The following is a 15,046-nucleotide window of genomic DNA, read 5'->3' on the forward strand; positions in this document are numbered from 1 at the left end:
CTGGGCGACGCGCGGCAGACCACTTCGCCTGTCCCCTTCGACAATTCAAATCAACCGGGAGACACGTCGATGAGCCAGCCCGTATCCGGAAACAACACGCTCGGCTACTTCAAGTGGGCCTTCATCGTCACGGTCGCCGGCCTTGTGCTCGGCGCCTGGCTTGGCTGGCAGACGACCGGCACGATCGGCGGCATGGCCACGGTCTTCTTCATCTGCGCCGTGCTCGCAGTGCTCGAAATCTCGCTGTCGTTCGACAACGCCATCGTCAATGCCAACAAACTTAAGGACATGACGCCGGTCTGGCAGCATCGCTTCCTGACCTGGGGCATTATCATTGCCGTGTTCGGCATGCGTATCGTCTTCCCGCTGCTGATCGTGGTCATCGCCGCCGGAATCGGTCCGGTCGACGCCTTCATCCTGGCGGCGCGGGAACCGGCCGAATATGCCCGCATCATGAACGATGCCCACCTGCCGATCGCGGCTTTCGGCGGCACCTTCCTGATGATGGTCGGCCTTACCTATTTCTTCGACCATGAGAAGGACGTGCACTGGATCGAGATGATCGAGAAGCACATGGCGCGTTCGGCGACGATCAAGGGCATCGAAATCGCCTTTGTCCTGCTGCTGATCCTGCTGTTCTCGAAACTGCTCGAGGGTGAGGAAGCCGTCACCTTCGTCTATTCCGCAATCTACGGCCTGTTGACCTTCCTCGCCGTAGAAGTGCTCGGCGGCCTTCTCGACCAGTCGCAGAAGACGATGTCGGAAGCAGCCAAGGGCGGTCTGGGCGCCTTCATCTATCTCGAAGTGCTCGATGCCAGCTTCTCCTTCGACGGCGTCATCGGCGCCTTCGCGCTCAGCCAGAATCTGTTCGTCATCGCCATCGGCCTCGGCATCGGCGCCATGTATGTGCGCTCGATGACGATCATGCTGGTCGAGAAGGGTACCCTGGCCGAATACCGCTACCTCGAGCACGGCGCCTTCTACGCGATCCTGATCCTATCGGTCATCATGTACTGCCAGACGCTGGTGCACATCCCGGAGGTCATCACCGGCCTCGGCGGCGCCGGCCTTATCGGCGTCTCGCTGTGGTCCTCGATCCGCTACAATCGCAAGGAACGCGCTGAAGAACTGCAGCGCGAACGCGAGACAATCGCCGAAAACATCTAGGACTCGACCAAGGACAATACAGAAAGGCCGGCGGATATCCGCCGGCCTTTCGTCATTTCAAGGGGCATTTGTCGATCAATCAGGGCCAACGTCGGTCTTCGACGCACCCGGTTCAGGCAGTGATCCCGTACCCGGCGTCTTCATCGGGTCGGTCAGTTCCTTGCGGCCGTGCGGCCCGGCCGCCGGCATATCTTCCTGGCGGCGTTCGCGCTCCAACTCGGCCTGGTCGATCTTTTTATCGCGGCTCATGGCTGTCTCCTCGTTTCCATGCCTGAAGAACCGCGCCACCCGTCCTCGGGTTCCAACGGTCATCAACCAATCGACAGCGGCACCAGAACGCGACGGGTCTCCTCACCCAGCGGCACCGGCCGACGTGTCGCGCGATCGACCTGCACATGGATGAAGAAACCCTCGGCAGCGGCGGCCTCTTCCCCGTGGCGAAAGAGGCCCACCTCATAGCGAACAGACGAGCCGCCGAGCCGGGCCACCCGGATTCCCGCATCGACGACGTCCGGAAAGGCGATTTCCGCGAAATAGCGGCACCCCGTCTCGACGACGAGAAAGATCCGCTCGCCGCCATGGATGTCGAGCACGCCCTTCTCGATTAGCAAACCGTTCACCGCCGTATCGAACAGGCTGTAATGAACGACATTGTTCATATGGCCGTAAATGTCATTGTCGGCCCAGCGCGTCGTCAGCGTGCGGAACAGCTTGTAGGCGGAGCGATCCGCCGGGCCGCGTCTCTCCATGCCGCTCACCACGCCGCCCGATAGATCGCCAGCGCATCGGCTTCACTGACATCTCGGGGATTGTTGACCAGGAGACGGCCCTGCTTCATCGCCTCGCTGGCCATGCGCGGCAGATCGGCCTCGCCGATGCCGACATCGCGCAGCCTTGTCTTGAGCCCGAGCCTTTGCGACAGGTCGGCAAGGCGCTCGATAAAGGCCGCACATCGCCCCTGTGTCCCCTGCTCCATTGCCAGATCGGGGAACACGTCGGCAGCGATTTCGGCATAGAAACCCGCTGCCTGTGGCGCGTTGAACCGCAGGACATGCGGCAGGACCAAGGCATTGGACAATCCGTGAGGGATATGGAAGATCCCGCCGATCGGATAGGCGAGCGCATGGACCGCGGCGACCGGAGAGTTGGCAAAGGCCTGTCCCGCCAGCATCGAGCCGAGCAGCATGGCGCCGCGCGCTTCCCGGTTGGCCCCGTCGAAAACCGCCGTCTCGATATTCGCCCCCAGGAGTTGCAGGGCCTGGCGGGCGAGCATTTTTGACAAGGGATTGTTGTTGGCATTGCGCGAGGCATAGGCCTCGATGGCATGCACCATGGCGTCGATGCCGGTCGCCGCCGTGATCGGCGCAGGCAGGCCAAGCGTCAGGTCGGGGTCGAGCAGGGCGACGTCCGGCAGCAGGATCGGCGACGACACACCCCGCTTTTCCTCCCCGCCGACCGTGATGATCGATACCGGGGTCACCTCGGAACCGGTGCCGGCTGTCGTCGGCACGAGTATGAGCGGCAGGCGCGGCCCCTTCGCATTGCCGACGCCCCAGGCAGCGTCGATTTCTTCGCCGGAGCCGAGCAGCAATGCCACGACCTTGGCGACGTCGAGCGAGGAGCCGCCTCCAAAACCAATGACACCCGTCACCTCGGCCGCACGTCCGGCCTCCACCGCAGCCATCACCGTCGCAAGGGAGGGGTCCGCTTCGACCGCGTCGAACACCGTCACCCCGAGCCCGGCTTCGGCAAGCGAATGAAGCGCGGGATCGCAGAGACCGATCCGGCGCAAGCCGGGATCGGTGACAAGCAGGGGCCTGGCACCACATTTCAGGCGTGCCAGGGCGCCGATCTCGTTGGTGGCTCCGGGCCGAAAAATCACCTGCGGCGTGGTGTTGAACTGAAACGCTTGCATTCTTCCTCCTGTCCCGTCCTGTCCATGACCCGCATGCTAAAGCGTGTCGCCCCCATTGGGAACCATGGCGCGCGCATTGATAAGGGGAGCGGCCATCGAAACGCCCTCATCTTGTCCCAGCCTTCGGCGCACCTACATGCAGGCATGAACGCCACAGCGGATTGGCGATGGGGCAATCAACCCGCCGACCGAAGGCCGAGGATCAAAGATCGATGGACCCCGCCCCCACTGAACAGGCAGGCACCGCTTCTACGCAACTCGCAGCCCTCGCGGAAGCGGCGAGTTTAGCGGGAACGATCACGCTCGGCGAACTCCTGGCGGCGATGGGCCGGACCAGCATTGCATTCGCCATCCTCATTTTATCCTTGCCGGCTTTGACACCGATCCCCGGCCCTTTCGGCATGTTTTTCGGCACCTGCCTCGCCTTCGTCTCGCTGCAGATCATGGCCGGGAACCGATCCATCTGGCTGCCGAACATTTTGGCCCGCAGACGGCTTTCGGCGGGCACGGTCGAACTGGTGGTGCGCCACACCGCGCCCCTCGTCAAACGGGTCGAGACCATCCTCAGGCGCGATCGCATGAGACCGCTGACCGGCCGAACCGCCGAGACCTTGCTCGGCATCCCCGTCTTCCTGCTGGCCGTGGCCGTGGCGCTGCCCATTCCGTTCGGCAATGTTCTCCCCGTGGCAGCACTGGTGGTGATCGCCATGGGATTGATGGAACGGGATGGACTGGCCACCCTCTTCGGCATCGTGCTGGCCGCCGTGGCGCTCAGCACCACCGGAGGCCTGATCTACGGCACCGCCGCGGCCTTTGGCTGGGCTGCGGGCTAAGGGAAGAAAACAAGCCGGAACGCCTCTGCCGACCGGACTTGCCGGCAGCCCGGTACAATTATCCACTGACTTTGGCCAACGCGCAAAACTGCGTGCCGATCCGGCGCCGGCGAAGAACAGCGTTTCTCGTGAAAGCGGGCGACAGGACATAGGATCGCGACCTCAACATCAGGAGCCTCCCCATGTCCACAGTCGCATCTCCGCTGAGCGCGCCCGAACGGCAGCCGCTGCTCGGTACCCCCGGCCTCGGCGCTCTCGCCCTCCTCGTTCTGGGCACCCTCTTGCTCGGTTACGCCTATGGCGTGAAACAGGGCGCGCTGTTCCTCGTCGGCGGCGGCCTCGGCATCGCCCTCTATCATGCAGCCTTCGGCTTCACCTCCGCCTGGCGCGTCTTCATCATGGACGGTCGCGGTCGCGGCCTGCGCGTGCAGATGATCCTGCTGGCGCTGGCCGTCATCCTATTCTTCCCCTTCCTGGCCAGCGGCACGCTGTTCGGCAATCCGGTCAAGGGCTTCGTCTCTCCGCTCGGCACCTCCGTCCTGGCGGGCGCCTTCATGTTCGGCATCGGCATGCAGCTCGGCGGCGGCTGCGCTTCCGGCACGCTGTTCACCGCCGGCGGCGGCAATGCCCGCATGCTGGTGACGCTTTTGTTCTTCATCATCGGCTCGGTGCTTGCCACGATCCATTTCGATTGGTGGACCGGCCTTCCGTCCCTGCCGCCGGTTTCCCTGGTCGAGAACTTCGGTGCCGCCGGCGGTATTCTCGTTTCGCTGGTGCTCTTTGCGGCGATCGCCGCTGTCACCATTCTGGTCGAGAAGCGCCGCCATGGCGCGCTGGAAGCAGAACCGGCCTCGCAGCGCCAGGGCCTCTCCCGCCTGCTGCGTGGTCCCTGGCCGCTGGTCGCCGGTGCGATCGCCCTGGTCCTTCTCAACTTCGCGACCCTGGCGCTGGCCGGCCGTCCCTGGGGCATCACCTCGGCCTTTGCCCTTTGGGGTGCCAAGGGCGCGCAACTGATCGGCATCGACCCCTCGGCCTGGGCCTATTGGCAGGCACCCGCCAATGCCAAGGCGCTGAGTGAAAGCGTACTTGCCGACATCACCTCGGTTATGGACTTCGGTATCATCGCCGGTGCCATGCTGGCTGCGGCACTGGCCGGCAAGTTCGCGCCCAGCCTTGATATTCCGCTGCGCTCGGTGCTTGCCGCCGTGATTGGCGGCCTGCTGCTCGGCTATGGTGCGCGCATCGCCTATGGCTGCAACATCGGCGCCTATTTCTCCGGCATCGCTTCGGGCAGCCTGCACGGCTGGCTCTGGGCCGTGTTCGCCTTTGCCGGCAACATGGTCGGCGTGAAGCTCCGCCCCTATTTCTTCTTCGAGAAGAAGGTCCTGTCGCGCGCCGACGGCTGATCAGCCGGCAGCGAGAACGCTCACCCGAAAGCGTTGGCGGGATAGGGCTTCGTCACCACCGGCAGGTGGCGAGCCCCTTCCGCCAGCAGAAAACGCTCGAAGGCCTGCATGGCCGGATTGGTCGCGCGGTCCGTGCGCGACACGCTGAACCACTGCCGCCGGATCGGCGTGTCCACCACATCGAGAATGATGAGACGGCCGAGCTTGACTTCCTGCTCGATGGTATGCGCCGAAATGAAGGCAAGGCCGAGCCCGGCAATCACCGCCTGTTTGATCGTCTCGTTCGAACCCATCTCCGTTCCCAGCTCTTCCAGCCGCCGCGGCACTTCGCTGAGGAAGATCTCCAGCGAGATGCGCGTGCCCGATCCGCTTTCCCGCACCAGGAACTGCTCCTGGGCGATCCGCTCGCGAGAAATGTCGAGCACACCCGCCAGCGGATGCCCGGCCGGCGCGATGAACACCAGCGGATGGTCGCCGAACATCTGGGAGCGAACGTCGAAATCGCGCGGCGGACGGCCCATCAGGGCGATATCGACCTCGTGATCGCGAAGCTTCTGGATGATCTCCGCACGGTTGCCGATGAAGAGATTGATCTCGATCCCCGGCACCTGCTTGCGAAAGGCGGCGATCAGTTGCGGCGCGAAATACTTGCCCGTCGACACCACACCGAGCCTCAGGCGCCCGCTTCGCAAACCCTTCATCGCATCGATCGAGTCGGCAAGAGCCGACAGGTTCTCCTCGATCGCATGCGCCGCCTCGAGAAAGGCAAGACCGAAGGTCGTCGGCACCATCCCCTCGCGGGTCCGATCGAAGAGCGATACGCCCGTGTCGCGTTCCAATTGCTGGATCTGCAGGGTCAGCGCGGGCCCGGTCAAACCCAGCTCGCCGGCGGCGAGATTGATCTTGCCCAGCCGACTGACGGCTTCGATCGTTCGCAGCTGGCGGAGGGTCACATTGCGCATATTAGTAAGTAAATATTTCTAACCGAGTTAGTCAATATAATAAAATTTACAAACTCTGGCAATCCGCCATTCTTCTCCTGACACTTGATGGGAGGAGACATCATGTCAGGCGCAACACTCGAGGCATATCTCGTTTCATGCATCGCCACGCGCGATGAAACGGCACGCGACGTAGCGTCCGTCATACAGCGGCTGGCAACCGCGGCCCTGGATGTTCGCAAGCTTGTCGGCCAGGGCGCACTCAGCGCGCACCTCCACGGCCTGCGTGGTGCCTCGAACAGCGACGGCGACATGCAGAAGGAAATGGACGTCATCTGCGACGACCTTTTCCTCTCCTCGCTGCAGGGCGCGCCGGTCGCCTTCTACGCATCGGAAGAGCTGGAGCATCCCGTCTCGCTCAATCCCGAGGCAAGGCTTGCCGTTGCCATCGATCCGCTCGACGGCTCGTCGAACATCGACACCAATGTCTCGGTCGGCACGGTCTTCTCGATCCTTCCGGCCCTCACGAACGCCGAGCACGACCCGATGCCGACATTCCTGCAGCCGGGCACCCGCCAGCTGGCGGCTGGCTTCTTCATCTACGGGCCCCAGACGGCGCTGGTGTTGTCGCTCGGCAAGGGCACCGAGATCTTCATCTTCTCGAGCCGCCTCGGCTGTTTCGTACAAGGCTACAAGTCCGTCAGCATCGCCGATCGCGCTCACGAATTCGCCATCAACGCTTCGAACTACCGTCACTGGGAAGAGGCGATCCGCCTCTATGTGGACGACTGCCTGGCCGGCGCAGACGGCCCGCGCGAGCGCGACTTCAACATGCGCTGGATCGCCTCCCTGGTCGCCGATGCCTACCGCATCCTCGTGCGGGGCGGCATCTTCCTTTATCCGGCCGACAGCCGAAGAGGCTATTCGCAAGGGCGCCTGCGGCTGGTCTACGAAGCCAATCCGATCGCCTTCCTTGTCGAGAATGCCGGCGGTGCGGCGACCAATGCCGTCACCCGTATCCTAGAGATCGAACCTGAAGGCCTGCACCAGCGCGTGCCCCTGGTCTTCGGCTCTCGCCGCGAGGTGGCGCGCGTCGCCCGCTACCATGTCGACCCCACCATGATCGGTGAACGCGCGCCGCTGTTCGGCAAGCGCGGCCTGTTCCGCGCCTGAGGAGAAACCAATGTCAGCAAAATACCCGATCATTTCGATCACCGGCTCGTCCGGCGCCGGCACCACCACCGTCAAGGACACCTTCGAGAAGATCTTCAAGCGCGAGAACATCTCCGCCTCGTTCATCGAGGGCGATGCCTTCCATCGCTACGACCGCGAGGCGATGAAGAAGAAGGTCGCCGAGGAAAAGGCCAAGGGCAACGACTTCACCCATTTCGCCGCCGACGCCAACGAACTGGCAATCCTGGAGAACGTATTTTCGGAATATGGCCGCCGCGGCGTCGGCCGTACCCGCCACTATATCCACGACGATGCGGAAGCCGCGAAATACGGAGCAGCCCCCGGCACCTTCACCGAATGGGAGGAGTTCAAGGGCAGCGATCTCTTGTTCTACGAGGGGCTTCACGGCTGCGCGGTGACCGAGGACCTCAATCTCGCCCAGCATTGCGACCTGAAGATCGGCGTCGTGCCCGTCATCAATCTCGAATGGATCCAGAAGATCCATCGCGACAAGGCGACCCGCGGCTATTCGACCGAAGCCGTCACCGACACCATTCTTCGCCGCATGCCGGACTATGTTCACTACATTTGCCCGCAATTCTCGCAGACGGACATCAACTTCCAGCGCGTGCCCATCGTCGACACCTCGAACCCGTTCATCGCCCGCTGGATCCCGACGCCGGCGGAATCGATCCTGGTGATCCGCTTCACCAATCCGCGCGGCATCGATTTCCCCTATCTGCTGTCGATGCTGCAGAACAGCTTCATGTCGCGCGCCAATTCGATCGTCGTGCCCGGCGACAAGCTCGACCTCGCCATGCAGCTGATCTTCACCCCGCTCATCCACAAGCTGCTCGAACGCAAGCACCGCATGTCGTGAGGAGGACAGTCATGAACATTTCGCAGAAGATCGAGACCACTGCCGCGGCATCCGAGCAGGCCATGGCGAACGCCATCCGCTTCCTCGCCATGGATGCCGTGCAAAACGCCAATTCCGGGCACCCCGGCATGCCGATGGGCATGGCGGATGCCGTGACCGTGCTGTTCAACCGCTTCATCAGGATCGATCCGTCCAAACCCGACTGGCCCGACCGCGATCGTTTCGTGTTGTCCGCCGGCCACGGCTCCATGCTGCTCTACGCGATCCATCACCTTATCGGCTTTGCCGACATGCCGATGACGGAGCTCGCCGCGTTCCGGCAGATGGGCTCGAAGACCGCCGGCCATCCGGAATACGGCCATGCCCTCGGCATCGAGACGACCACCGGTCCGCTCGGCCAGGGTATCGCCACCGCCGTCGGCATGGCGATCGCCGAACAGATGATGGCTGCCCGCTTCGGTTCGTCGCTCTCAGATCACTTCACCTATGTCGTTGCCGGTGACGGCTGCCTGCAGGAGGGCATCAGCCACGAGGCGATCGATCTGGCTGGACACCTGAAGCTGCGCAAGCTCGTCGTGCTGTGGGACGACAACCATATCTCCATCGACGGCGCGACCGAGCTTTCCACCTCCATGGACCAGCTCGCCCGCTTCCGCGCCGCCCGCTGGGACGCGCAAGCCGTCGACGGCCATGATCCGGAAGCGGTCGCCAAGGCGATCGAGCGTGCCCGCAAGAGCCGCAAGCCATCGCTGATCGCCTGCCGCACGCGGATCGGCAAGGGGGCCGCCAGCATGGAAGGCTCGCATAAGACCCATGGCGCCGCCCTCGGCGACAAGGAAATCGCCGCCACGCGGGAAAAGCTCGGCTGGCCCCATCCGCCCTTCTTCATCCCGTCCGACATCAAGTCGGCCTGGGAAGGCGTGGCGATCCGGGGCAAGGCAGTCCGGACAGCCTGGGAAATTCGCAGGGAGACATCCCGCTCGCGCAAGCGCTATGAGCAGACCATCGGCCGCGATCTCGGCGCCGAGGTCGGGCGTCGGCTGGCGAAGTTCCGTGCGGAGCACCAGGCGAAATCCACCAAGGTCGCAACGCGTCAGGCTTCGCAAATGGCGCTGGAAGTGATCAACGACGCGACAGACCTGACGATCGGCGGTTCGGCGGATCTCACCGGTTCCAATCTCACCATGACCTCGCAGACGGCCCCGATCGCCGCCGGCAACTTCAAGGGCCGCTACCTGCACTATGGCATCCGCGAGCACGGCATGGCGGCGGCGATGAACGGCATCGCGCTGCATGGTGGCTTCATCCCCTATGGCGGCACCTTCCTGGTGTTCTCCGACTATGCCCGCGGCGGGATGCGGCTCTCGGCACTGATGGGCCTTCCGGTCGTCTATGTGCTGACCCATGATTCCATCGGCCTTGGCGAGGACGGCCCGACCCACCAGCCGGTCGAGCATCTCGCCATGCTGCGCGCCACGCCGAACCTCAATGTCTTCCGCCCGGCCGATATCATCGAGACGGCCGAATGCTGGGAAATCGCGCTCACCGAAAAGGCGACGCCGAGCGTGCTGGCGCTCTCCCGCCAGGCCCTGCCGATGCTCCGCACGGTCCCCGGCGACGAGAACCTCTCCGCGCGTGGCGCCTATGTCCTGCGCGAAGCCAAAGGGCCCCGCGACGTGACAATTCTCGCCACCGGCTCGGAGGTCGAGATCGCCGTCGCCGCGGCCGACAAGCTCCGCTCCGAAAAAAGCATCGAGGCGGCCGTCGTCTCGATGCCAAGCTGGGAAAAGTTCGAGGCGCAGGACGAGGCCTACCAGAACAAGGTCCTCGGCAGCGCGCCGCGCATCGCGATCGAAGCCGCCGGCCGGCTCGGTTGGGACCGCTGGATGGGGCCGCGCGGCAGCTTCATCGGCATGCAGGGTTTTGGCGCCTCGGCCCCGGCCGGCGAACTCTACAAGCACTTCGGCATCACCGCCGAGCATGTCGTCGCGGAAGCGCTACGGCTGACCGGCCACAACAAGGGCGATCGCGGCCGATGACGAGAAGCCCCGCCCCTACCAACGCACAGAGAGAGGACGCCTGACCATGGCCCGCATAACGCTTCGTCAATTGCTCGACCATGCCGCCGAACGCGGCTACGGCGTGCCCGCCTTCAACATCAACAACATGGAACAGGGCCTCGCCATCATGCAGGCGGCCAAGGCCTGCGATGCGCCGGTCATCCTGCAGGCCTCGCGCGGCGCCCGCACCTATGCCAATGACATCATGCTCGCCAAGATGATGGAAGCGCTGGAACTGATGTATCCGGACATTCCGCTCTGCATCCACCAGGATCATGGCGACCGGGTCTCCACCTGCCTCTCTGCCATCCAGCACGGCTTCACCTCGGTGATGATGGACGGCTCGCTGAAAGAGGACGCCAAGACGCCCGCCGACTATGCCTACAATGCCGGCATCACCGCCGAAGTCGCGCGGCTTGCCCATATGGTCGGCGTCTCCGTCGAGGGCGAACTCGGTTGCCTGGGCTCGCTGGAGACCGGCCACGGCGAGGCCGAGGACGGCCATGGCTTCGAAGGCGCGCTTGACCGCTCGCAATTGCTGACCGATCCGGACGAAGCCGCCCGTTTCGTCGCCGAGACCGGCGTCGACGCACTGGCGGTGGCGATCGGCACCTCGCACGGCGCCTACAAGTTCACCCGCAAGCCGACCGGCGAAGTGCTGGCCATGGACGTGATCGAGAAGATCCACCGGCGCTTGCCCGACACCCATATCGTCATGCACGGCTCCTCCTCGGTCCCTGAGGAATGGCAGGAGATCTTCAACGCCCATGGCGGCGAGATGCGTGAGACCTATGGCGTCCCTGTCGAGGAGATCGTCCGCGGCATCCGCTTCGGGGTGCGCAAGGTCAATATCGACACCGACCTGCGTCTTGCCGCCGCCGCCGAATTCCGCCGCGTCGCCGACACCCGCCGCGACGAATTCGATCCGCGCAAGTTCTTGAAGCCCGCCATGGATGCCATGGCCTCCGTCTGCAAGGCCCGCTTCGAGGCCTTCGGCACGGCGGGCAATGCGTCGCGCATCAAGGTCATCCCGATGAGCGACATGGCCAAACGCTATGCGAGCGGCAGCCTGAAACCCTCAAACGCGCGGTCAGAAGCCGCCTGAACTCCCATCCGACCAAGGAAAGGACAGTGCCATGAACGCCGATGCGAAAACCGAGATCAAGGGCAAGGAACGCTACAGGGCGGGCGTCCTGAAATACGCCCAGATGGGCTATTGGGACGGCCACTACGAGCCGAAGGACACCGACCTGATCGCCCTCTTCCGCATCACGCCGCAGGAAGGCGTCGATCCGATCGAAGCGGCGGCCGCCGTCGCCGGCGAGAGCTCGACCGCCACCTGGACGGTCGTCTGGACCGACCGCCTTACCGCCTGCGACCAGTACCGCGCCAAGGCCTACCGGGTCGATCCGGTGCCGGGAACGCCGGGGCAGTATTTCTGCTACGTCGCCTATGACCTCATCCTGTTCGAGGAAGGCTCGATCGCCAACCTCACGGCCTCGATCATCGGTAATGTCTTCTCGTTCAAGCCGCTGAAGGCCGCACGGCTTGAGGACATGCGCTTCCCCGTCGCCTATGTGAAGACCTTCAAGGGACCGCCGACCGGCATCGTCGTCGAGCGCGAACGGCTCGACAAGTTCGGCAAACCACTGCTCGGCGCCACCACCAAGCCGAAGCTCGGCCTGTCCGGCAAGAACTACGGCCGCGTCGTCTACGAAGGCTTGAAGGGCGGGCTCGACTTCATGAAGGACGACGAGAACATCAACTCGCAGCCCTTCATGCATTGGCGCGACCGTTTCCTCTACTGCATGGAGGCCGTCAACCATGCCTCCGCCGTCACCGGTGAGGTCAAGGGCCACTACCTCAACATCACCGCCGGCACGATGGAGGAAATGTACCGCCGCGCCGAATTCGCCAAGGAACTGGGTTCCGTCATCGTCATGGTCGACCTGATTGTCGGCTGGACGGCAATCCAGTCGATCTCGGAATGGTGCCGGCAGAACGACATGATCCTGCACATGCACCGCGCCGGGCACGGCACCTACACGCGCCAGAAGAACCACGGCATCTCGTTCCGCGTCATCGCCAAGTGGCTGCGTCTGGCCGGCGTCGACCACCTGCATGCCGGCACTGCCGTCGGCAAGCTGGAAGGCGATCCGATGACCGTACAGGGCTACTACAATGTGTTGCGCGAAACGAAGAACGAAGTGGACCTGCAACGCGGCCTCTTCTTCGAGCAGGACTGGGGCGACATCAAGAAGGTCATGCCGGTCGCCTCGGGCGGCATCCATGCCGGCCAGATGCACCAGTTGCTGGACCTGTTCGGCGACGACGTGGTTCTGCAGTTCGGCGGCGGCACGATCGGCCATCCCATGGGCATCCAAGCCGGTGCGGCCGCCAACCGGGTGGCTCTCGAAGCCATGGTGCTCGCCCGCAACGAGGGCCGCGACATCGCCAATGAAGGTCCGGAAATCCTGAGGGCCGCCGCGAAGTGGTGCAAGCCGCTCGAAGCCGCCCTCGATACCTGGGGCAATATCAGCTTCAACTACACCTCGACCGACACGTCGGACTTCGTTCCGAGCGTAAGCGTCCTCTGACAGAGCGAGAGAAAAGGAGAAACGACAATGCGTATCACCCAAGGCTGCTTCTCGTTCCTGCCGGACCTGACGGACGAGCAGATCACCGCGCAGGTGGAATACTGCCTGCGCAAGGGCTGGGCGATCGGCGTCGAGTACACCGACGATCCCCACCCCCGCAACACCTACTGGGAAGTGTGGGGCAATCCGATGTTCGACCTGAAGGACGCCAAGGGCGTGATGATGGAGCTCGACGATTGCCGCAAGGCCAATCCCCAGCACTACATCCGCCTCAATGCCTTCGATTCCCATCGCGGTTTCGAGACGGTGACGATGTCCTTCATCGTCAACCGCCCGGACAAGGAGCCGGATCTCCGGATGGTGCGGACCGACGGTCCGGGCCGCTCCCAGCATTACTCCTGGTCGACCACGACGAACTGACGAAAGGACGAGACAATGGCAATGCCCGAGACAACCGTGACGCAGGAGAGCTTGCCGACTTCGGTCGACCTCGCCGAGGAATACCGGACCTCGGGCGTCGCCGAGATCCTCGAAGAACTCGACCGCGACCTTGTGGGCCTGAAACCCGTGAAGCGGCGGATCCGCGAGACGGCCGCACTGCTCCTGGTCGAGCGCGCCCGCCGCGCCATGGGACTTTCCCATGAACCGCCGTCGCTGCACATGAGCTTCACCGGCAATCCCGGCACCGGCAAGACGACGGTGGCGCTGCGCATGGCGAACCTGCTTCATCGCCTCGGTTATATCCGCAAGGGCCACCTCGTCTCGGTGACGCGCGACGACCTCGTCGGCCAGTATATCGGCCACACCGCGCCGAAGACCAAGGAGATCCTCAAGAAGGCCATGGGCGGCGTGCTGTTCATCGACGAGGCTTACTACCTCTACCGGCCGGACAACGAGCGCGATTACGGCCAGGAGGCAATCGAGATCCTGCTGCAGGTGATGGAAAACAACCGCGACGATCTCGTGGTGATCCTTGCCGGCTATTCCGACCGCATGGATCGCTTCTTCGAAAGCAATCCGGGCTTCCGCTCGCGCATCGCTCATCACATCGACTTCCCCGACTATGCAAACGAGGAACTGCTGTCGATCGCCGAGACCATGCTCGAGAGGCAGGGATACCACCTCGACGCCGAGGCGACGGACGTGATGACCGACTACATCGCCCGCCGGCGCAGCCAGCCGCATTTCGCCAATGCGCGGTCCATCCGCAACGCGCTCGACCGGGCGCGTCTGCGCCAGGCCAACCGCCTGTTCGAGGAGGCCAAGGGCCCGGTCAATGCCGAGCAGCTGTCCACGATCATCGGCCGTGACATTGCCGCCAGCCGTGTCTTCGCCATGAAACCGCCCACACCCTCCGAGCAGCGTCAGGAGACGGCATGAAACAGAACACCATCATTGCGCCCTCGGTCCTGTCCGCCGACTTCTCGCGCCTGGGCGAGGAAGTCGAAGCCGTCTGCCGCGCCGGTGCCGACTGGATCCATCTCGACGTGATGGACGGGCATTTCGTGCCCAACATCACCTTCGGCCCGCCGGTGATCAAGGCGATCCGCAATCGCACCGACAAGGTGTTCGACTGCCACCTGATGATCGAGCCCGTCGACGGCTTTCTCACCGCCTTCGCCGATGCGGGCTGCGACATCATCACCGTCCATGCCGAGGCCACGACCCATCTCGACCGCTCGCTGCAGGCGATCCGCGACCTCGGCTGCAAGGCGGGCGTCTCGCTCAATCCTTCGACACCGGAAAACGTCATCGAATACGTCCTCGATCGCCTCGATCTCGTCCTGCTGATGACGGTCAATCCCGGCTTCGGCGGCCAGGCCTTCATCCCGGCCGTGGTCGACAAGGTCGCACGCATCAAGGCGATGATCGGCAATCGCCCGATCGTGATCGAAATCGACGGCGGCGTGACGCCCGAGACCGCGCCGCTCGTCGCCCGGGCCGGCGCCGACATCCTCGTCGCCGGCTCGGCGGTCTTCAAGGGCGGAGCGGATGCCTATGCCGGCAATATCGCCGCCCTGCGCCACGCTGCAGACAACGCGACCCGTCCCCTGGTCCAGAACGAAAGGTAGCT

Annotated in this window: 15 protein-coding genes; 11 read left to right on the plus strand and 4 right to left on the minus strand. The window is 63.9% G+C overall.

What is annotated here, in order from left to right; all coding sequences use genetic code 11:
- Nucleotides 1–69: 69 nt before the first annotated feature.
- Nucleotides 70–1,167 (plus strand): DUF475 domain-containing protein, encoded by a 1,098-nt coding sequence (locus DYZ14_RS02700; protein WP_154719223.1) that lies wholly within the window; start codon nucleotides 70–72, stop codon nucleotides 1,165–1,167.
- A 75-nt stretch (nucleotides 1,168–1,242) separates the two neighbouring features.
- Here the strand turns inward: DYZ14_RS02700 and DYZ14_RS24090 are convergent, their stop codons facing one another.
- The 3 genes from DYZ14_RS24090 to DYZ14_RS02710 form a co-directional block, all read right to left on the minus strand.
- Complete coding sequence (locus DYZ14_RS24090) at nucleotides 1,243–1,416, minus strand: hypothetical protein (protein WP_195949789.1); 174 nt, start codon at nucleotides 1,414–1,416, stop codon at nucleotides 1,243–1,245.
- Between the two features lie 62 nt (nucleotides 1,417–1,478).
- Entirely contained in the window at nucleotides 1,479–1,916 is a 438-nt protein-coding gene (locus tag DYZ14_RS02705) for an acyl-CoA thioesterase (RefSeq protein ID WP_154719224.1), read from the minus strand.
- Nucleotides 1,917–1,921: 5 nt separating this feature from the next.
- Complete coding sequence (locus DYZ14_RS02710) at nucleotides 1,922–3,082, minus strand: iron-containing alcohol dehydrogenase (protein ID WP_154719225.1); 1,161 nt, start codon at nucleotides 3,080–3,082, stop codon at nucleotides 1,922–1,924.
- 212 nt (nucleotides 3,083–3,294) lie between these two features.
- Between DYZ14_RS02710 and DYZ14_RS02715 the strand changes: the two genes are divergently transcribed.
- A complete protein-coding gene (locus DYZ14_RS02715; RefSeq protein ID WP_195949791.1) occupies nucleotides 3,295–3,915 on the plus strand; it encodes an exopolysaccharide biosynthesis protein in 621 nt (206 codons plus the stop codon).
- Nucleotides 3,916–4,097: 182 nt separating this feature from the next.
- Nucleotides 4,098–5,321 carry a YeeE/YedE family protein gene (locus DYZ14_RS02720; protein WP_154719227.1) on the plus strand — a complete coding sequence of 408 codons (1,224 nt, stop codon included), beginning with the start codon at nucleotides 4,098–4,100 and terminating at the stop codon, nucleotides 5,319–5,321.
- Nucleotides 5,322–5,341: 20 nt separating this feature from the next.
- Here the strand turns inward: DYZ14_RS02720 and DYZ14_RS02725 are convergent, their stop codons facing one another.
- Entirely contained in the window at nucleotides 5,342–6,283 is a 942-nt protein-coding gene (locus DYZ14_RS02725) for a LysR family transcriptional regulator (protein ID WP_154719228.1), read from the minus strand.
- 102 nt (nucleotides 6,284–6,385) lie between these two features.
- Between DYZ14_RS02725 and DYZ14_RS02730 the strand changes: the two genes are divergently transcribed.
- From DYZ14_RS02730 to rpe, 8 genes are read left to right on the plus strand one after another with little or no spacing between them, the layout of a single operon-like run.
- Nucleotides 6,386–7,435, plus strand: a complete 1,050-nt coding sequence (locus tag DYZ14_RS02730) for a class 1 fructose-bisphosphatase (RefSeq protein ID WP_154719229.1) — start codon at nucleotides 6,386–6,388, stop codon at nucleotides 7,433–7,435.
- 10 nt (nucleotides 7,436–7,445) lie between these two features.
- Nucleotides 7,446–8,315 (plus strand): phosphoribulokinase, encoded by an 870-nt coding sequence (locus DYZ14_RS02735; RefSeq protein ID WP_115672005.1) that lies wholly within the window; start codon nucleotides 7,446–7,448, stop codon nucleotides 8,313–8,315.
- 11 nt (nucleotides 8,316–8,326) lie between these two features.
- The gene (tkt, locus tag DYZ14_RS02740) at nucleotides 8,327–10,354 is read left to right on the plus strand and encodes a transketolase (protein WP_154719230.1); all 2,028 of its coding nucleotides are present in this window, start codon (nucleotides 8,327–8,329) and stop codon (nucleotides 10,352–10,354) included.
- A 46-nt stretch (nucleotides 10,355–10,400) separates the two neighbouring features.
- Nucleotides 10,401–11,480 (plus strand): class II fructose-bisphosphate aldolase, encoded by a 1,080-nt coding sequence (gene fba / locus DYZ14_RS02745; protein WP_127807178.1) that lies wholly within the window; start codon nucleotides 10,401–10,403, stop codon nucleotides 11,478–11,480.
- A gap of 31 nt (nucleotides 11,481–11,511) precedes the next feature.
- On the plus strand, nucleotides 11,512–12,972 hold the full coding sequence (locus DYZ14_RS02750) for a form I ribulose bisphosphate carboxylase large subunit (protein WP_154719231.1): 1,461 nt from the start codon (nucleotides 11,512–11,514) through the stop codon (nucleotides 12,970–12,972).
- A 27-nt stretch (nucleotides 12,973–12,999) separates the two neighbouring features.
- Nucleotides 13,000–13,392 carry a ribulose bisphosphate carboxylase small subunit gene (locus DYZ14_RS02755; protein WP_154719232.1) on the plus strand — a complete coding sequence of 131 codons (393 nt, stop codon included), beginning with the start codon at nucleotides 13,000–13,002 and terminating at the stop codon, nucleotides 13,390–13,392.
- Nucleotides 13,393–13,407: 15 nt separating this feature from the next.
- Complete coding sequence (cbbX, locus tag DYZ14_RS02760; protein WP_154719233.1) at nucleotides 13,408–14,352, plus strand: CbbX protein; 945 nt, start codon at nucleotides 13,408–13,410, stop codon at nucleotides 14,350–14,352.
- Entirely contained in the window at nucleotides 14,349–15,044 is a 696-nt protein-coding gene (gene rpe, locus DYZ14_RS02765; RefSeq protein WP_154719234.1) for a ribulose-phosphate 3-epimerase, read from the plus strand. Before cbbX ends, rpe begins: the two co-directional genes overlap by 4 nt.
- The last annotated feature ends 2 nt before the right edge of the window (nucleotides 15,045–15,046 follow it).

The sequence above is a fragment of the Ciceribacter sp. T2.26MG-112.2 genome, assembly GCF_900492205.1.
In the GTDB taxonomy this organism is placed as follows: Bacteria; Pseudomonadota; Alphaproteobacteria; order Rhizobiales; family Rhizobiaceae; genus Allorhizobium; species Allorhizobium naphthalenivorans_A.